The sequence below is a fragment of the Algibacter aquimarinus genome (assembly GCF_039543265.1).
GTDB classification, from domain to species: domain Bacteria; phylum Bacteroidota; class Bacteroidia; order Flavobacteriales; family Flavobacteriaceae; genus Algibacter_B; species Algibacter_B aquimarinus.
The window spans coordinates 1305522-1324018 of the sequence record NZ_BAABJK010000004.1 but is presented as its reverse complement, the minus strand read 5'-3'; the positions used below and the strand labels follow the sequence as shown (position 1 = coordinate 1324018).

The following is an 18497-nucleotide window of genomic DNA, read 5'->3' as shown; positions in this document are numbered from 1 at the left end:
TATATTTCATAAAAAAAACGCTCAACTAGTGAGCGTTTTATAATATGCGTGCATACTAATTATGCTAAGTTTTCAACTTCTTCAGAGTTGTCAATTAATACTTGACCTCTGTAGTATAATTTTCCTTCATGCCAGTGAGCTCTGTGGTATAAGTGAGCTTCACCTGTTGTTGGGCATGTAGCAATCTGTGGCGCAGTTGCTTTGTAATGAGTTCTTCTCTTATCTCTTCTTGTTTTAGAGATTTTTCTTTTAGGATGTGCCATTTTTTATATTTATTTATCCGTTAATAGTTTTTTTAATGTATTCCAACGAGGATCTATGTCCTTATCTTTTTCTTCTTTAAGCTTATTTGGGCTTAAATCTTCTAATTTTTTAAGTATTTCAGAATCTAACGTACCGTCTTCAACACCAGGGTGAACTCTTTTAATTGGTACAGCTAATATAATTAATTCATAAATGTATTGCTGTATATTAACCTCGTAGCTTCCGTGTGGTAAAATAAGAATGTCTATATTCTCATCGTTATACTCATCTCCAAACTTAACTACTAAATCAAATTCATTTTCAATGTCTTGATTATAAAGCTCGTTTGTTAGGTCGCAATTAATGTTTACAAATCCTGAGATTTTAAAATGTAATTCTAGTAAAGTTGTCTTTTTTTCTAAAACAAGATTTAGCTTAACATTAACATCATTAAAATCTTCATACTCAAAATATTCAAAGAACGCTTGTTTAATATCATACTCAAAATGATGCTTTCCCGTTTTTAAACCTACAAATGGAATTGTAAACTCTTTTAATGGTTTCATTATCACATCTATTTTGAGCCTGCAAATATATAAATTTTTTATTTACACGGCATGACTTATAAACATTTTTTTGTTTATATCGTTTTCCTGTTTATTTACTAACAACCAAAGGTTTAACGCCTGTTTGTTTTTGGTGATTTTTTTAACGGATTTGATGTGATTTCTTTATAGTCAACTCTATTCTTATAAATATGAATGGCTGTAAAGAGTGCTTCTTTAAATGAGTTTTCGTCTGCCTCTCCTTTTCCTGCAATTTCATAGGCTGTTCCATGGTCTGGTGAGGTTCTAACTTTGTTTAAACCAGCCGTATAATTTACCCCTTGACCAAAAGACAAGGTTTTAAAAGGAATTAAACCTTGATCGTGATAAGAAGCAATTATAGCATCAAAATTTTTGTAATTGTTAGAGCCAAAAAAACTATCGGCAGCATAAGGGCCATATACCAATTTTCCTGTTTCTTTAATTTTTTGCAGTGTTGGTCGCAAAACTGCATCATCCTCAGTACCAATAACACCATTATCACCTGTGTGAGGATTAATGCCCAAAACAGCTATTTTAGGTTTTACTATTTTAAAATCTTCACGCAAGGCGTTGTAAACTGTGTTTATTTTTTTTTCAATTAAATCTGGCGTTATATGTTCAGCAATGTCTTTTACTGGAACATGATCTGTTAACAAGCCTACTCTTAAAGTATCAGTTACCATAAACATTAAGCTTTCTCCTTCTAGTTCCTGTGCTAAATAATCGGTGTGTCCAGGGAAATTAAAGTCTTCAGATTGTATATTATGCTTATTAATAGGTGCTGTTACCAGAACATTAATATCATCATTTTTTAGAGCTTTTGTAGCTGATGTTAAAGATTTTATAGCGTATTCTCCTATTTTAGCATCCTCTTTTCCAAAATCAATTTTAACAGGCTCTTTCCAAACATTAAAAACATTGACTTTGTTTGTTGCTACTTGACTTAGGCTATTAATACTATTAAAGTTAATATTAGATTTAAAATGGTTTTTCAAGAAACTCATTACCTTAATAGATGCGAAAATTACTGGTGTACAAAAATCTAATATTCTTTCATCTTCAAATGTTTTTAAAACAATTTCGCTACCAACACCATTTAAATCTCCGATAGATATTCCAACAATTATATTTTCTGCTTCCTTCATTAAAAATGACAACTTTTGTTCGTAATTTTGATATTCGTTTTTGCATTGCAAATTTAACTAAATAAACAGATAATACTATGTTTACTGGAATTATTGAAGATATTGGCCTCGTTTCAAATTTAAAACAAGAATTTGATAACCTTCACATAACTATTAAGAGTGCTATTACGAACGAGTTAAAAATAGATCAAAGTGTTGCTCATAACGGTGTTTGTTTAACTGTAGTAAACATAAATGATGACCAATATACGGTTACCGCTATAAAAGAAACTCTAGACAAAACTAGTATTGGTTCATTAAAAATTAATGATGAAGTAAATCTAGAGCGCGCCATGAAACTTGGTGATAGGCTAGATGGCCACATTGTACAAGGCCATGTAGACCAAACTGCTGTTTGCACAAATGTTGAAGAAGCTAATGGAAGTTGGATATTTAGTTTTAGTTATGATTCTTCACTTAATAATATAACTATTGAAAAAGGCTCTGTAACTGTTAACGGAACAAGTTTAACTGTTGTAAATTCTAAAAAAGATACTTTTAGTGTGGCTATTATACCCTACACTTACGAGCATACAAACTTTAAAACCTTTAAAAAGGGAACAGTTGTAAATTTAGAATTTGATGTTTTGGGGAAATATGTAAGTAGACTTCTAGAATTGAGAAATTAACTATTGCTTTCTAGAGAAAAGTAACTTTTTAGCACCATAAAAAATTGCAAAACAAACTCCTGCAATAATTCCACCATCTATAGGAAAACCTACTGGAGGCGGAGGCCCCGGAACCGGTGGTTCAACTTGAGCAAAACATACAAAACTTATTAATACAAATAAGATTGAGGCTAATTTTCTTTTATTTTGCATTGTCATGGGGTCACAAAAGTATAAAAAAAAGTGAGTCAACAAAATTATTGTAAGCTTTTTCAAGAAAAAATATCCATGAAACGCTAAATATAACCGTTGAAATACACATTTAGGACTTTTTCTAATAAATTAAAAAAACTCTGATTTAATTAAAAATTTCTTTAAAAGAATAAAAAATAATCCCTCATTTTTTAACATATGTTAAACAAATATATACAAATAAATAGTAAAAAGAAATTATCTAATTTTTTTTACAAAATTAATTGAATCAATAGGTTATGGATATTCTTAAAAAGAATGAAACAAATAAGCATTTCAATGTCTCGAAAAGCTTATTTGTTTTTCTAAATTAAACAGAATTACCTAAAATTGGAATGAAGACATATCCTTAACCGGTAACCAGATACCTCAGGTTCATAGCAAGCTATGAAGGGTTCAGGCATCTGGATCGGTTACAATCAAATTAATCATCTAAATTGTGATTAAAAATTCCTTAGTTTTTGTGTCAAGAATGAGGTGACTCTCATTAATAGCTTGATTACCCATCCAACCACCTATCCTAGTAAATGGGGTTACTAAAGGCTGAAGAAAGCTGTACATGTCTACACACGAAACGCGATTCATGCGTAATTGAACACCTCCAAGGGTAAGCGGATAATCACTTGCTTTACTGTTAATGTAGATTTTATCCTCCCAACTTTTAGCTCCAAAACTTTCTACTGGAGTAGATATATCTGTATATTTTTCAAAACGTTGTTTTGTAGTGATTAGACCAAAGGCTGAGCATCCGGAATCGTACAAAAATTCATATTGCTTTCCATCAACGGTAGCGGGTAGCATGACACGGCGTCCTGGAAAATCAAAAGTTTTAAATCCATTAAGATCCTGCATCCATTCAGGGCGCTCTTCAAAAAACTGTATGGTCTTATTCTTAAAATCAATTGACGTAATCCGGTCTACAAGAATATCACTACCAATAGTGCCTACAATAATGTTGGTTTTTGAATTAAATTCAGCCGAAAAGCTATTCCCATAGTTCGGGTAGATTTTTACCATTGTTAAGGTAACAGGCTTACCCCCCAAATTTAGTTTAATGGCTTTCACAAATCGGAATCCATCCTTCTGAACTTCCTCAATATCATAACCCAAATTTCTCAATGAAATAAGATCTTTTTCATAGAAGAAGGAATCCGGTGCCCCGGTATCAAATTGCATATTAAGATTATGTTGAAGGCTACCGATTTGAACAGGTATTAAAAGACCTGACTGATATTCAATGTGTCCTTCATCCACCTTTTTATGGGTCCATTTAAAATCCATGGGTTGAGATTCATGAATGAGTTCTAAATACGCGGGGCGTTCTTTAAAATACTTGTTATTGAATTTTCTAATTCCAAAAATACCAAGAATTAATACAAGACTTAAAAGTCCTAATACACTGTAACCGATAATTTTTTTCATGATAAGTTAAAATTTTGAATAAACACTAATTATAATTTCATGAATCAAAGAAATAAGGAATCTTAGTAATATCATAGGTTTTCATGCCGCCAATTTTACGACAATTTTAGTTTTAGGTCTAAATAAGACGAAAAGGAAAGTTTAAAAAATCAAAATCCTGATATTGAATCTTTGTGGCGGTACGGATGATCACAACGATATTAAAAAGGTAGGCACAAAGCGCTATTATCAATACTATTGGAATACCGGGCAATAGTTTTCCTAGTGTAAATGGTAATAAGATGAGCACCACAGACAGAGTCAGCGTAAAAATAATTTGAAAATTAACAATCCGTCGACCTACCTCATCTACGAGTTGCGAATCTCGATTATTCCTCCAGATAATGATAGGGATAATTAGATTTCCGAATGGAATTCCGAGAAAAGATAAAACCGATAAGTTTATCATCTTAATTGTTATAATCTCAGAATCCCTTGAACGTTTATTATTTATATATTTAGCCTGCAAGGTTGATGGCTCTATATTGAATTCTTCCGCCAGAGCATTTAAGGTATAACCTTTGGGGACTTTATTTGTATTTTCTAAACGCTGAATAGTACGTAAAGACAGGCCTGTTTTGCTAGATAAATCGGCCTGAGTATAACCTTCTTGTTCTCTTATGGATTTAAGAATACTCACAAAAATGTTTGTTTGTATAAATATAGTTTAGATTTTTTGAAAACTTTAAGTTTTAAAATAAAAAAACCCCAAATAACAAACGTTATTTAAGGTTTTATGTGGTCCCACTTGGTCCACTATAAACCTACTGTTATCTTATTCTATTTAACTGTATTTAAGAGCATTAACTCTTGTTTTTACTGAGCTTTGCAGTTAGGCGAAATTAAGTGGAATTAAACGAAATTAAAATTATTCGTCCCCTCATTCGTCCCCTAGGATTACTTTTTAATATATATTTGTCATATCTATGGCAAAAGCAAAATTCATACTCAAAGAACCTAACACAAAAATAGATACTTTAATTTACTTAGTATACAATTATCAGTATAAACGATTTAAATATTCTACAGGAGAAAGAATAAATCCCAAATTTTGGAATAAAAGTTCTCAAAGAGTAAAAGCTTCCAAACAATTTCCAGAATATCCAGAATTTAATTCACGCTTAGACAAAATTGAAAATGGTATAAACAATGCTTTTAGAAAGTTGCTTAATGATGGAATCCAACCAAATAACAAATTATTAAAAGAAGAATTAGAAAACGAACTTTCAGATAATCTAGTTAAAGCTAAAAAGACTACTTTTTTTGAATTTATCGAAGATTATATTGAAGAAAGTAAATTGAATAAAACTAATGGTACAATCAAAGTATATAATACAACATTTAAGTACTTAAAAGAATATAAGAATAGATATAAACCAATAGATTTTGAAACTATAAGTCTTGAATTTTACAATCACTATTTAGGGTTTTTAAAATTAGAACATAATCTATCTAACAATACGGTTGGAAAACATATAAAAACTATCAAGTCTTTTTTGAATGAAGCAACCGAAAGAGGTTTGAACAATAATTTAGAGTTTAGAAACAAAAAATTTAAGACTTTAAGAGAAGAAGCTGACACTGTTTATTTGAGTATTGAGGAATTAAATAAAATTGAAAAAATAGATTTAAAAGCAAGTCCAAGATTAGAAAAAGTAAGAGACTTGTTTTTGGTTGGTTGTTATACGGGTTTAAGGTTTTCAGATTTTACACAAATACAACCTGAAAATATTGTTTCAAACAATACTGTCATCAAAGTAAGAACAAAAAAAACAGGGCAAAGAGTTTCTATTCCATTACATAAAACCGTACGAACCATTTTAAAAAAATATAAAAACAGATTGCCTAAAGCTTACTCAAATCAAACAATGAATGCTTATTTAAAGGAGGTTATAAGTTTAGCAGGAATAAAAGAATTAGTAGAAACAACAATCACAAAAGGCGGTAAAATTGAAAAAAGTGTACTTCCAAAATACAAGCTTGTTTCTACTCACACCGCTAGACGAAGCTTTGCAACAAACCTATATTTAGCTGAAGTACCAAGTATTTCAATAATGAAAATTACAGGACATAAAACTGAACGCTCATTTTTACAATACATAAGAGTTTCACAAAAAGAAAACGCTGACAAATTATTAACACACCCATTTTTTAACTAATGATAATATACTTCGAAGACCTACAGAAAGACTTTAATTCTCGTTCAAAGGAATTAATGAATAAAAAATTATATATTCAAAACGAATTAAGTCAAATTGATACTCTTTTAAATCATAACTTATACGATGTTAAAACAAGTTTCATTGGGGAATCAACCAACAGCTACACACCAAAAATAGATATTTTAGCCAAGATATTTTCTACCATTAAATATGGTTGGGATACTTTTACAAGCTCATACGAACAATACTTCTTCAATGAGAAAGAAAATGATTTCATTCCTTTTAAAAAAGATAAAGACATTACTCAAGAACAATTAGATAGTTTCAACGAGAGGCATATAAAATACCATAAACAAGGAAGCGAATTTGCCAAATATGTTTTATGGCTAAAAAAAGGTGAAAACAAAAGTGAATTAATTAAACGAAATACAAGCGAACTCTCTCACAAACAGAAAATGTTAATACTCTATTATTTGGGTTTAGATATTTTAGAACATGATAAAACTTCAATGTCTAAATTACTATTTCATTTATTAGAGTTAAACGAAGATAACACGCGAAAATACTTGTCTTACGTAGCTAACGGTAAAAACGAAGTAAGAACAGAAAAAAACTTAACAAAAGTTAAATTATTATTCGAAAAATTTGGCTTTTTGGGGTTATCGAATACTATTCAAAAAGATATAGACATGCTTAAATAATACTTTGGGGTTACCCCAAGAGCTACCCACCTGTTTTTATACATTTTGTTTGCACCATTATTAATCATAAAATAGAATTAAATAATGGAAAGCATCCAAATTAACAATTTCAAAATTGATGACTTAGAACAATTATTAAAACCACTTATTCACGAAGCTGTTTATCAAGCAGTAAAAGAACAAATTAACCCTGTAAAAACATCTAAACCTAAATTATTTTCTAGAGAAAATACTGCGGATATCCTTTGTGTTTCATTACCAACTTTACACGAATGGACTAAAGAGGGTATTCTTAATTCTTACAGAATTGGCGGGCGTGTTCTTTACAAAGAAGAAGATATTTTAAACGCTCTCAAAAAGACAAACTTTGATTTAAAGAGAGGGGCTAAATCATGTTAAAAAAGAAAAATGATTACTCCGTTATAGTATTTTTTGAAAACGAAAGTAGACCTAAAAAGTGGGAGTATGTTCATAAGCTTAATGGCTTTTCAATGTTCCTAACTAAAAAGCACCCGACTTGGGCATATATGAATGTTTATAACAGGCGTGAAGGAACCTTCATGAAGCGTTTAGTAAAAGGCTCATTCATACCAGAAAGACTTTAGCCTTTTTCTTTTTTTTTAACCTTTAAAACTATTAACCTTTAATATTCATAAGAGTAAAACCTTTAAATAAAAACCTTTAATAAATAACCTTTAAATGGTTTTAATTAATGTGCAACGATTCAGATTATGATAGTTAAAAATACATACGGCATAAGTGTCGCATTTTCAACAAAACAATACGGTGTTATTCCAAAGAGAGAGTTCACTGGGTCAGCTTTAGATAGAAAAAAGCAAGAGCCAATTACAAAACTAAATGCAAAAAAAAAGGAAAGTAAAGACAAGGAACGAAAGGAGCGTTCCTTGTCTCCCCGTTCGAAACAAAAGATTCGAAAAAAGATTACTTGTTTTGCCAGGTGCTATAAGAGACTAAGTTTTGTTACGCTTACTTTTTTAAATAAAGTGAGTGATGAACAAGCGATTAACTTACTTAGGAAGTTTGTTGATAATGCTAAAAAACGTAGTGAAGATTTTCAATATGTTTGGGTTGCAGAACGACAAACTAAAAACGATGTATTTGAAGGTAATGTTCATTTTCATATGATTACAAACAAGTATTGGAAAATAGAAAAATGGTGGAATTACTGGATTGACTTACAGTTAAAAAACGGTATTAAGCCACGTGATGAAGATTACAAACCCTCATCTGCTTTTGATGTTAAGCAATTAAATTCTAAAAATATTAGGTCAATCGCTTCTTACGTTACTAAGTATGTAACTAAAAACAATGCAAAGTTTAAGTGCCAAGTATGGAATTGCTCAAAACGAGTTTCAGAGCTTTACACTGACTTTTATACGACTGAAGAATACACAGACCAGTTTAAACGAATGGGTGCTGTATTGAAAGAAATGGAAGTTAAAGACCATTGTAATAGAACCTTTTTAAAAGTAAAAATGATAAACTTAAATAGAAATACTTTACCTCTCTATAAGAGGCTGGATGATAAAAATAATGAACTATTAAAATACCACAATTAGCTTAAAATATACTTGTTAGAATCCCAAAATTTAGCAAGCAAAACTTTTAAATTCTCTACTTCCAAAGTGGTTTCAGGTTTCCAATTTTCTTTTGGAACTTTAACATTCGTACAAATTAACCTCTTTAATTGAGCTGACTTAACATTAATAAAATAAGATTCAGGTAGTAAAGTTCCATTTTTAAATTTTTCCCAATCCATTTCTCTACCAAAATTATTCATTATGGTAAAATCATTTAATTCAAAGGCTTCAATTATTTCTTCTTCAGTAAAACTTAGCCTTTTATCAAACTTATTTCTTGAAATTTTATTTATCTGAAATTCGATGCCTCCAATTATAGTTTTAGAATTCCTTCTCTTCACTCCCTTATCTAAAAATTCATTTATAAACTTAGAAAGAAATTGTACTTTATTATTCATTATTATCTTAAAATTTAGATTTGCAATAATACCTTTTTAGGATTAAAAAAACATAAAGATTTAATAGAAATACTTTACATCATTTATATGAATTCCTACAACAAGAATAATGATTAATATAAAACAATTCTTGAAATTCAACTTCGTTAATAAAAAATGTAAAAAAGTTAATTGAATTAGATTTATGATTAGGGCAATAATTTATTTTTGCTTAAGTTTAAGGAAATTCTTTAATTAAACATTTTACCTACTAATTATTTATGGACAACAAAAAATTTAAAGTGGCTAGTTTGTTTTCTGGCTGTGGCGGTTTAGATTTGGGCTTTATTCAATCCAGTTTCGAAGTAGTTTGGGCTAATGATTTTTTCCGTGAGGCTGTTGAAACATATAAACAAAATATTGGTGACCATATAATTCTTGGTGACATTACAAAAATACCAAGTAATGAAATTCCAGATCATTTTGACATACTCCTAGGCGGGTTTCCTTGTCAAGGATTTTCAATTGCGAATATTAAACGCTCAATGAAAGACGAACGCAACTTCCTTTATAAAGAAATGCTTAGGATCATTAAGGATAAAAGACCGAAATACTTCTTAGCCGAAAATGTGAAGGGGTTATTATCCATGCAAAAAGGGAAAGTCATAGAAATGATTATTAATGATTTTCAGTCTCTCGGATATGACGTAGATTATCGTCTTTTAAAAGCCTCTGATTATGGAGTCCCTCAGCATAGAGAGAGAGTTGTAATTATTGGTAACAGATTGGGGTTAAAAAACCCATTTCCGAAAAAATCCCATGGAAATGACGAAGAGTTATTACCTTTTGTAAGTACCAAAGAAGCTGTTGGTTTTTTATCTAAAGCAAGAATTAGAGACAAGAGTTTTATTTTAAATGGACAAAGAATTTTTAACCATAAAGCTAGAACCAATGTTCATGATAAATTTTGGGGTAGAAAACACCAAGTTAATCAACATGATATTTGTGATTATTTGAAATACTGGAGAGCTAAAAGCGGTTGGAGTACTAAACGAGTTGATGAACATTTCGGATATGCGCATACAGCTGGTCATTGGTTTAGAAAGGATAATAACTCTGGAAGCATTCCAAATCCAAGTGATTGGTGGGAGTTAAAAAAGATATTAGGTTTTGATGATAAATATGACCAACAAGTAACTGAATTAGAATTAAAACCAATAACATTTGAACAATCTCTAAGAATAAATAATTGGTCTACACCTAGCGATACCATAACAGCTACAGGTCCAGAAATTCATCCAAACAGAGAAAGAAGAATGTCGGTAAGAGAATGTGCATTACTTCAAACTTTTCCAATGGATTTTGAATTTATTGGGAGTTTAGGTAACCAATACAAACAAATTGGAAATGCCGTTCCTGTTCTAATGGCTCATAAAATTGCTGAAGAAATTAAAAAAGAACTACAACTACATGACCAACAAGCAAATAGAAAAACTAGAATCGAAGTACTTAAATAAATTTTATCATTTCTTAAAGTTTGCTGAAGATGAAATGATGCTTGGTTTTCAAACAAAAGAAAAAATAAAAAATGACTGGTTTGGCAAATATGATTCTAAAATATCAAACTTTGCAGTAGGAGCTGAAAGAATAGTCTATGCTCTTTTCAATGGTAAAGGGATAGGTCAACCTAATTCGTGCCCAGTTGGAGCTGATATGTTTTTTGAAGTTGATGATGCCTATATCCACATTGACCTCAAGACTGTCCAAACAAGAAACATTGGAGACATTACCAGAAGTATTTTTGTTGGTAGAAATCAAAATAGTTACAAAGGAACAATGACCGTTAGATCTAAGGAAGGGTTAATTGAAAGAGAATATGAACCAGCGCTTCCTACTTTTTACAATAAAGGAACTGTCAATCAAAAAATTTGTCTCTCTTTTTTTGTGACTATAGTGTATGAAGACACTAATCTTAACATTCTAAATATTAATTTATTATGCATGCCTAACGGTGAACTAGAAAGTCACTATGGCAACCGAGTACTACAAGCAGGCAAAAACCCTGATAAAACGAGGTTTAGATTTACAGAAACACCTTATTTTGAGCTTCTAGACAACTATAAATCAAGAATAAAAGTTATTTACTTTGATGAAAACATGAATGATAATTTTAAACACTCACTACGTTTCTATCAGGATATTTATAATAATCAAAATAATTAATTTAAATCATATCCAATTCGTGATATCGTTTCCACTTAAACTCATCATTTAAATCAACCACTAGTTTATTGAAGTTTGGTCTAATCGATGTTCTTTCTCTTCGCGAATTAAAGCCTCTTCCCGCTTGAAAGAATTTAATACCCAAATGTGCTTTATGTGTTCCATTAGGTATGCAGTATAAAAATAATTTGAATTTTCTAAAAGAATCCAGTTCATTGCTTAGGTCATATGTTAATTTTAGGAAATACGTTAAACTTGGTACTTCTCCGTAAACTTTATGCTTATATGATATTGGTAAGTTTGATTTAAAAGGAAACCCTGAATAAATGAGTGGTGCATCAGTAAAATACGATGTCTGATTCCCTTGTACCGTTATTTTATTTCCTAAGGCGTCACCATCATCATGCTTATATGCCTTTGCATCAATATGTATTACGGCTCTGGATGTCTGAAAAACACTATCAGCTCCTTCAGGAGTAGAGCAAATTTCCCAATCTACGTTTTCAAAAAGTATGCCTTGGATAACATTTTCTAAACCTCTTTGAATAAATGACATATCACCTTGATAATTATTCCATTTATCCCTTATTGCGTATTGAGAGAGTAAGTTTTTAGTAAATGTAGTTCCTTTTTCTTCAAATAATTTTATTAAAAAATTAAAGTATTGTTGTTCTAATTTATTTATTTCCTGTGGTGTCATCAATTAATAGTAGTTTACATTTTAATAACTATTCTTGCTAACTTAATTAATTAACGTCTTATATTTAGTATAAATCTTCAAAATCATATAATAATTCGCCCCCTGATTAGTCCCCTGTTACAAAAAAAACCTCATAAACAGAACGTTTACAAGGTTTTAAGACGTATAAAAGTGGTCCCACTTGGGCTCGAACCAAGGACCACCTGATTATGAGTCAGGTGCTCTAACCAACTGAGCTATGGGACCAAAATTGGCTGCAAATCTAATATTAATTTTAAAACTCCACAAGAAAATTATTTGTTTAAATAATTTCTTGGCATAGCTCTATAAGAACGCCGTTAGTTGTTTTTGGATGTAAAAAAACAATCAGCTTATTATCAGCCCCTTTTTTAGGGATTTCATTTAAAACGATAAAGCCTTCTTCTTTTAATCGTTTTGCTTCTAATTCAATATCGTCAACATCAAAAGCAATATGATGAATTCCTTCCCCTTTTTTGTCAATAAATTTTGCAATTGGGCTGTCTGCCTTTGTGGCTTCAAGTAACTCAATTTTATTATCTCCTACTTTAAAAAAAGAGGTTTTAACACCTTCGCTTTCTACGGTTTCAGTTTTGTAATGAGGTTCTCCAAAAAGTTTGGTAAACAGGCTATTAGATTCGTCTATATTTTTAACAGCAATTCCAATATGTTCTATTTTATTCATCATGCGGTTTTTTATCATAACATCTAATTCGGTCGTATGCTTTAAAAGTAAGATACAAAATTTGTAAATCAAAAGTAAGATAATCTTTAAATATCCGTTATTTTTGCATCACCATAAATTTATTATGGTTACTTAAAATAAAAGTTAATAGTTTGGAGGAAAGTCAAAGGCAAAAAAAAATTGGTACAGTTTTACAACAAGACTTAGTTGAGGTTTTACAAACAGCTGCAACACAAGGTGGTATGCGAGGTGTTTTAATATCAGTATCAAAAGTAAAAGTTACTGTAGATTTGGGTGTTGCTAAGGTATATTTAAGTATTTTTCCTAACGATAAAGGCCCTAAGCTTTTAGAAGGGATTAAATCTAACACACCACTAATTCGACATGAGTTAGCACAACGAACAAAACACCAGTTACGAAGAATGCCTAATCTAGAATTTTTTATTGATGACTCATTAGAGTATATTGACCAAATAGAAAAATCTTTAAAAGGGAAAGATAATCCGCTTGAAAACCCAGATTTGCTAGACAAACGAAAAAAATCGTAATTGAATTTTCCATTACATATTGCTAAACGTTACTTACGCTCTAAAAGCTCCAACAACGCTATTAATTTTATAACTTATATTGCAATAACTGGCGTTATTCTTGGCGCAGCTTCTTTATTTATAGTCCTTTCTGGATTTGCCGGATTAAAAGATTTCACATTAAAATTTTCTAGCGTTGTTGACCCTGATTTAAAAGCTGAGGCATCTATTGGAAAATCATTTAACGTAACTAAAAAACAATTATTAGAGCTCAGTAACATTGATGAAGTATTACTTTACTCCAAAATAATCGAAGAACGAGTTATTTTAGCTTTTGATGATAAAAATTATCTAGCAAATATTAAAGGGGTTGACGCCAACTTTAAAAATGTAGTGGCTATTGATTCGGTAATAGATTATGGAAGCTGGTTAGACCAAAAATCGAATCAAATTGTTGTAGGCTGGGGTATTGCCAACAATTTATCAATGGGAGTTTTAGATTATTCTAAAACCGTTAATATCTATGTGCCAAAACCTGGAAAAGGGCAAATAACCTCAACAAAAAATGCATTTAACTCTGTTAGAACATTAAATGTTGGTATATTTTCTATTAACGAAAAGCTTAATGATTCCTATGTTTTTACATCGATAGATTTGGCCCAACGTTTATTAAACTATAATAAAGACCAAATAAGCGCCATAGAATTTAAATTAAAAACAGGTAGCGACGAGGCCATTGTTAAAGAAAAAATTCAAAATATATTAGGAAACAATGTTGTTGTTAAAAATAGAGCACAATTAAATGATGCGCTTTACAAAATGCTTAACACAGAAAATTTAGCAGTTTATTTAATTTTTACTTTAGTTCTTATTATTGCTTTTTTTAACATTATTGGCTCTTTGATAATGATGATGTTAGACAAAAAGAAAAGCTTGAACACACTTTTTAATATTGGAGCAACGGTAAAAGATATTCGTAAAATTTTCTTTTTTCAAGGTAGTTTAATGAGCATTATTGGAGGTGTAATTGGGCTGTTAGTTGCTTTAATAATAGTTATACTTCAAAAAGCTTTTAGTTTGGTTATGATAACACCGTCACTCGCTTACCCAATAACAATAAAATTAGAAAACTTCTTTATAGTATTTTTTACGATTTCTGTTTTAGGAATAATTGCATCAAAAATTGCATCGGCACGAATTACCAAATCGTTAGTGCAAACGTATTAAATTACAAAGCTTTTAATGTGTAAACTGATAATCAGAAAACTTTTCTAATACCTCATCAAAAGCTGCAAATACATCTTCGGAATGGTCTGAAGTTACCATTTTCATGCGGTATTCCTTAAAATGTGGAATCCCTTTAAAGTAATTGGTGTAATGACGACGGGTTTCAAAAACACCTAAAATTTCACCTTTCCAATCTATAGCCATTTGTAAGTGTCTGCGTGCTGCTTCAACACGCTCTTCTAAAGAAATAGGTGCTATATGTTCGCCTGTTTCAAAAAAGTGTTTTACTTGTTTAAAAAACCAAGGGTTTCCAATACTAGCGCGACCAATCATAGCGCCATCTAACCCGAATTCATCACGCATTAAAGCTGCTTTTTCAGGCGAATCTACGTCGCCATTTCCAAATACAGGAATATGCATTCTTGGATTATTTTTTACTGCTGCAATTGGTTTCCAATCGGCCTCACCTTTATACATTTGTGCACGTGTACGCCCATGAATAGCAATCGCTTTACAGCCCACGTCTTGTAAACGTTCTGCTACATCAACTATTTTTATAGAATCATGATCCCAACCCAAGCGGGTTTTTACGGTTATTGGTAAGTTGGTGCGTTTAACCATTTCGGCAGTAAGTTTTTCCATCAAACAGATGTCTTTTAAAATACCGGCACCGGCACCTTTACTTACTACTTTTTTAACTGGGCAACCAAAATTAATATCGATAATATCAGGTTTAGATTCTGCTACTATGTCAATAGTTTGTAGCATACTATCTAAATTGGCTCCAAAAATTTGAATCCCTACTGGTCGTTCTTTTTCATAAATATCCAGTTTCATAACGCTTTTTGCAGCATTTCTGATAAGCCCTTCACTTGATACAAATTCAGTATATACTACATCTGCGCCTTGCTCTTTACAAAGTGCTCGAAAAGGAGGGTCGCTAACATCTTCCATAGGTGCTAGAAGCAATGGGAAATCCGGAAGTTCTATGTTATCAATTTTTACCAAGGGGTTATTTTTTTGGCAAAATTAAGGTTTTTTAACTAAAAATAAATTACTTGATAAATAAGTGGATATCTTAATAATTAAAGTAGTTTTCATTTCTTAACAACCTTTTTAATAATATAGGTATTGTTATTCAAGTTAACTCTAACAATGTAAATACCATTACTAAAAGAACTCATATCAATATTGTTACTAAACCCTCTGTAAAGTTGAGTTAATTTAGTGTCATAAATTTCAACTGAGTTTAACCTTTCAGTATTCATTTGTAAAACATCTGAAACTGGATTAGGATATAAAACAATATCATTTTCTTTTTGAGTAGTGGCGGTTGATAAAGCCATATCTGAACTTGAAAAAGAAATTAGTTTTGCATAATCTGAAATTATGGAAACTGAAAACGCTTCTGAAGTCACATAATAACTACTTTCATCACGATACGTTATTGCCTCAGTTTGTTCGAAACCAAACGTGGTAGAAAGATTTGCTAGCGTATTTATACCTGATAGTATATCATTACCTGAAAAATTCTCACATTTCCAGACAAAAGGTTGTAATGGCGATGGTAATACAGGGGCGGTATAGCCTACTAAAAATAGTTTTCCGCTTAATATATTATATGTTGCTCCAGATATTAAACCTCCAGCATTTAAAGTTGTTTGCAAAGGCGACAAGCCATAAGCCCCAGGTGATTTTGGAATTAAGTATCCTTTAGTAGTTCCATCAACCCAGTTTTTGGTAAATAAAATTAAATTATCTGCATCAAATGAAACCAGTGCTTCAGCATCCCATTCTGTTGTGTTTGGACTTAAGGCGGTAAAATCTGTTTGGTCTGAATAATTAAATAAAATTGTTTCAGCGGTTACGTTATCAGCATTTAAATAATCGCTTTTACTAATTTTATAAATCTTTAAATCAGTTCTGTTTCCGCTAAAATTGTTTCCAATATCTCCAATATAAATATGTGTTTCATCTTGAGCTAAATCCTCCCAATCTGTATTTGTAGCATTAGTTATTGTAACAGTTCTCTTAACCAAGCCTGTAACTAAATCTACTTCGTATAATTCGTTGTTTCCGCCAGAGTCATTATGGGTGATAAGTTTATCATTAAAGTATATTATGCCAGAAGACTCGCTTAAAGAAGCAGGTAAAGCAAACTCTTCTGCAATAGAACTTATTTGCGATGTTGCAGTAAATATTCCAAGAATAAAAACCAAAATTGAAATAATTACTTTCATAGTTCTATTTTATTTGTAATTATAAATTTAAGGATTAAAAAAACAATTGCATTATAATAAATTAATTACTGGTTAAACCATAGTGTGTTTTTAAAACCCAAAGCCCATAGAAACCAATTACCAATTCTCCAAAAGCACCGTACATAAAAGGAGCTGATGGTATGCCATCTATTAAAAAACTTAATAGCCTTCCGAAGCCTAAACCCAACATAAAAATAATATTAGATATTAAGGCAATTTTTAAATATTTTACTTTTAATATTCCTAAAGTCCATAATATTGAAAAACCCAAATACAAACCCATTATAGCTTTAAAAGCATTGTGTTCGTCTGTGGTATTTAAATAAATATTACATTTTGAATCTGGATTAAAACCATAGATAAAAGACGTTGGAATAACCACTATAATAGAAATGATTAAGTGTATTTTACTGATAAAATCTTGTTTAGTTTTTATCATTAATTCATGTTAAAATTCAATTTTGGCTTCAACCAATTCGCCGTTTCTATCCACAATTACTTTAGTGGTATCTCCTTTTTCAAAAGTTGCTAAAACCTTCATATAGCTCATCATATCAACCACAGCAGTATCTCCTAACTTAACCACAATATCACCTTTTTGTAATCCTGCCTTTTGTGCCGGTTTTTCTTCACTAATACCATCAATTCTCATGCCTTTGCCATCAAATAAATAATCTGGAATAACGCCTAAACCCACTTTAAATCGAGGCACATCCTCACTTTCATTTTTTGTTTTTCTAAAAGGTAATTTTCCATTGTTGTCTAAATCAGAAATAACTTCAAAAATATAATTAGATATGGTATTCATGCCTTGATAATTCAGTTTCTCAAAATCATCACTTGGTTTGTGATAGTCTTCATGCTGACCAGTAAAAAAATGTAATACTGGAATATCTGCATTGTAAAACGATGTATGATCACTAGGGCCGATGCCAGATTCTTTTTGAATCAATTTAAAACTATCGTTATGTGCTCTAAGCGTTTGTTTTAAAATTGGTGATGTACCAACACCGTAAACAGCTAATGTACTATCGGCTTTTAGTCGTCCAACCATATCCATATTAATCATATAGTTTATTTTTTTGATGTCTGTAGTTGGGTTTTTAACAAAATAATTAGAGCCCAAGAGACCCATTTCCTCCCCAGAAAATGCCATAAATAAATAATTGTTATTCGTGTTTTTTTCTTTTAATTTTTCAGCTAAATTTAACATTACTGCAACACCGCTAGCATTATCATCAGCACCATTATGAATTGCCTTTTCGCCTCTATGTAAAGAACCTTCAGCACCATAACCCAAATGATCATAATGCGCGCCAATTACAATAGTAGTTTTGGCATTATTATTTAAATACCCTAACACGTTTATTCCAGTGATTGTGCTGTCTCCTTTTACAACATTATAATTTACTTTTTGGTGTGGGTTTGTTTTAGGTTTAAACGTAAACGGTTGAAGGTAATTATTGGTTCCTTTTCCCTCTAATCCTAAATTTTTAAAACGTTCTGCTATATATTCTGCAGCAGCTTTTTCACCATCAGTTCCTGTTTGCCGTCCTTCTAAAGTATCATCCGAAAGGAAAACTACATCTTCTTTTATGGAAACAGGCTTATCGACTTCTGGTTTACAACCAGCTAAAAACAATAAAAAAAGGAAAACTATACCGTAATTCATTTTCATAA

The 18497-nt window shown here is 30.9% G+C and carries 23 protein-coding genes and 1 tRNA gene; 10 read left to right on the top strand and 14 right to left on the bottom strand.

The features are described 5' to 3' along the window. Positions 1-59: 59 nt before the first annotated feature. The 3 genes from rpmF to pdxA form a co-directional block, all read right to left on the bottom strand. Positions 60-263: a 50S ribosomal protein L32 gene (gene rpmF, locus ABD939_RS08640; RefSeq protein WP_103050696.1), complete on the bottom strand. Its 204-nt coding sequence runs from the start codon at positions 261-263 to the stop codon at positions 60-62. A 9-nt stretch (positions 264-272) separates the two neighbouring features. Then, positions 273-809, bottom strand: coding sequence for a YceD family protein (locus tag ABD939_RS08635; protein ID WP_345167071.1), 537 nt, complete (start codon positions 807-809; stop codon positions 273-275). Between the two features lie 113 nt (positions 810-922). After that, positions 923-1975, bottom strand: coding sequence for a 4-hydroxythreonine-4-phosphate dehydrogenase PdxA (gene pdxA / locus ABD939_RS08630; RefSeq protein ID WP_345167069.1), 1053 nt, complete (start codon positions 1973-1975; stop codon positions 923-925). Between the two features lie 77 nt (positions 1976-2052). Between pdxA and ABD939_RS08625 the strand changes: the two genes are divergently transcribed. Next, positions 2053-2643: a riboflavin synthase gene (locus tag ABD939_RS08625; protein ID WP_345167067.1), complete on the top strand. Its 591-nt coding sequence runs from the start codon at positions 2053-2055 to the stop codon at positions 2641-2643. On the opposite strand, the gene ABD939_RS08620 is transcribed toward ABD939_RS08625, so the two are convergent. From ABD939_RS08620 to ABD939_RS08610, 3 genes are all read right to left on the bottom strand, one after another. Continuing rightward, entirely contained in the window at positions 2644-2835 is a 192-nt protein-coding gene (locus ABD939_RS08620; RefSeq protein ID WP_345167064.1) for a hypothetical protein, read from the bottom strand. Positions 2836-3306: 471 nt separating this feature from the next. Beyond that, positions 3307-3993 (bottom strand): hypothetical protein, encoded by a 687-nt coding sequence (locus tag ABD939_RS08615; protein ID WP_345167062.1) that lies wholly within the window; start codon positions 3991-3993, stop codon positions 3307-3309. 421 nt (positions 3994-4414) lie between these two features. Next, the gene (locus ABD939_RS08610; protein ID WP_345167060.1) at positions 4415-4975 is read right to left on the bottom strand and encodes a magnetosome magnetite crystal formation protein family; all 561 of its coding nucleotides are present in this window, start codon (positions 4973-4975) and stop codon (positions 4415-4417) included. A 286-nt stretch (positions 4976-5261) separates the two neighbouring features. Here ABD939_RS08610 and ABD939_RS08605 point away from each other — a divergent pair, with 286 nt between their 5' ends. From ABD939_RS08605 to ABD939_RS08585, 5 genes are all read left to right on the top strand, one after another. Then, the gene (locus tag ABD939_RS08605; protein WP_345167058.1) at positions 5262-6494 is read left to right on the top strand and encodes a tyrosine-type recombinase/integrase; all 1233 of its coding nucleotides are present in this window, start codon (positions 5262-5264) and stop codon (positions 6492-6494) included. Positions 6495-6550: 56 nt separating this feature from the next. Next, positions 6551-7198 carry a hypothetical protein gene (locus ABD939_RS08600; RefSeq protein ID WP_345167055.1) on the top strand — a complete coding sequence of 216 codons (648 nt, stop codon included), beginning with the start codon at positions 6551-6553 and terminating at the stop codon, positions 7196-7198. An 84-nt stretch (positions 7199-7282) separates the two neighbouring features. Next, positions 7283-7597 (top strand): helix-turn-helix domain-containing protein, encoded by a 315-nt coding sequence (locus ABD939_RS08595; protein ID WP_345167052.1) that lies wholly within the window; start codon positions 7283-7285, stop codon positions 7595-7597. Beyond that, positions 7591-7803 carry a hypothetical protein gene (locus ABD939_RS08590; protein WP_345167050.1) on the top strand — a complete coding sequence of 71 codons (213 nt, stop codon included), beginning with the start codon at positions 7591-7593 and terminating at the stop codon, positions 7801-7803. Before ABD939_RS08595 ends, ABD939_RS08590 begins: the two co-directional genes overlap by 7 nt. Before the next feature lie 126 nt (positions 7804-7929). Beyond that, positions 7930-8778, top strand: a complete 849-nt coding sequence (locus ABD939_RS08585; RefSeq protein ID WP_345167047.1) for a rolling circle replication-associated protein — start codon at positions 7930-7932, stop codon at positions 8776-8778. On the opposite strand, the gene ABD939_RS08580 is transcribed toward ABD939_RS08585, so the two are convergent. Continuing rightward, positions 8775-9197: a hypothetical protein gene (locus ABD939_RS08580; RefSeq protein ID WP_345167044.1), complete on the bottom strand. Its 423-nt coding sequence runs from the start codon at positions 9195-9197 to the stop codon at positions 8775-8777. The two genes, ABD939_RS08585 and ABD939_RS08580, sit on opposite strands and share 4 nt — an antisense overlap. A gap of 260 nt (positions 9198-9457) precedes the next feature. On the opposite strand from ABD939_RS08580, the gene ABD939_RS08575 reads away from it, so the two are divergent. Together ABD939_RS08575 and ABD939_RS08570 are read left to right on the top strand one after the other, a co-directional pair. Continuing rightward, positions 9458-10693, top strand: a complete 1236-nt coding sequence (locus ABD939_RS08575) for a DNA cytosine methyltransferase (protein WP_345167042.1) — start codon at positions 9458-9460, stop codon at positions 10691-10693. Continuing rightward, the gene (locus ABD939_RS08570; protein WP_345167039.1) at positions 10647-11399 is read left to right on the top strand and encodes a PDDEXK family nuclease; all 753 of its coding nucleotides are present in this window, start codon (positions 10647-10649) and stop codon (positions 11397-11399) included. Before ABD939_RS08575 ends, ABD939_RS08570 begins: the two co-directional genes overlap by 47 nt. Before the next feature lies 1 nt (position 11400). Here ABD939_RS08570 and ABD939_RS08565 read toward each other — a convergent pair whose 3' ends face one another. From ABD939_RS08565 to mce, 3 genes are all read right to left on the bottom strand, one after another. Further along, positions 11401-12102, bottom strand: coding sequence for a hypothetical protein (locus ABD939_RS08565; RefSeq protein WP_345167036.1), 702 nt, complete (start codon positions 12100-12102; stop codon positions 11401-11403). A 169-nt stretch (positions 12103-12271) separates the two neighbouring features. Then, a tRNA-Ile gene (locus ABD939_RS08560) sits at positions 12272-12345 on the bottom strand. Between the two features lie 55 nt (positions 12346-12400). Then, the gene (gene mce, locus ABD939_RS08555; protein ID WP_345167361.1) at positions 12401-12802 is read right to left on the bottom strand and encodes a methylmalonyl-CoA epimerase; all 402 of its coding nucleotides are present in this window, start codon (positions 12800-12802) and stop codon (positions 12401-12403) included. A 152-nt stretch (positions 12803-12954) separates the two neighbouring features. On the opposite strand from mce, the gene rbfA reads away from it, so the two are divergent. Continuing rightward, positions 12955-13350 carry a 30S ribosome-binding factor RbfA gene (rbfA, locus tag ABD939_RS08550; RefSeq protein ID WP_345167033.1) on the top strand — a complete coding sequence of 132 codons (396 nt, stop codon included), beginning with the start codon at positions 12955-12957 and terminating at the stop codon, positions 13348-13350. Next, complete coding sequence (locus tag ABD939_RS08545; protein WP_345167030.1) at positions 13351-14556, top strand: ABC transporter permease; 1206 nt, start codon at positions 13351-13353, stop codon at positions 14554-14556. A gap of 12 nt (positions 14557-14568) precedes the next feature. Here the strand turns inward: ABD939_RS08545 and dusB are convergent, their stop codons facing one another. The 4 genes from dusB to ABD939_RS08525 all read right to left on the bottom strand — a co-directional run bounded on the left by dusB (position 14569) and on the right by ABD939_RS08525 (position 18489). Continuing rightward, positions 14569-15564 carry a tRNA dihydrouridine synthase DusB gene (dusB, locus tag ABD939_RS08540; protein ID WP_345167027.1) on the bottom strand — a complete coding sequence of 332 codons (996 nt, stop codon included), beginning with the start codon at positions 15562-15564 and terminating at the stop codon, positions 14569-14571. 89 nt (positions 15565-15653) lie between these two features. Next, positions 15654-16796 carry a T9SS type A sorting domain-containing protein gene (locus tag ABD939_RS08535; RefSeq protein ID WP_345167024.1) on the bottom strand — a complete coding sequence of 381 codons (1143 nt, stop codon included), beginning with the start codon at positions 16794-16796 and terminating at the stop codon, positions 15654-15656. Between the two features lie 61 nt (positions 16797-16857). Beyond that, the gene (locus ABD939_RS08530; RefSeq protein ID WP_345167021.1) at positions 16858-17256 is read right to left on the bottom strand and encodes a DUF4345 domain-containing protein; all 399 of its coding nucleotides are present in this window, start codon (positions 17254-17256) and stop codon (positions 16858-16860) included. Between the two features lie 9 nt (positions 17257-17265). Then, positions 17266-18489, bottom strand: coding sequence for a M20/M25/M40 family metallo-hydrolase (locus ABD939_RS08525; RefSeq protein ID WP_425550284.1), 1224 nt, complete (start codon positions 18487-18489; stop codon positions 17266-17268). Positions 18490-18497: the final 8 nt, after the last annotated feature.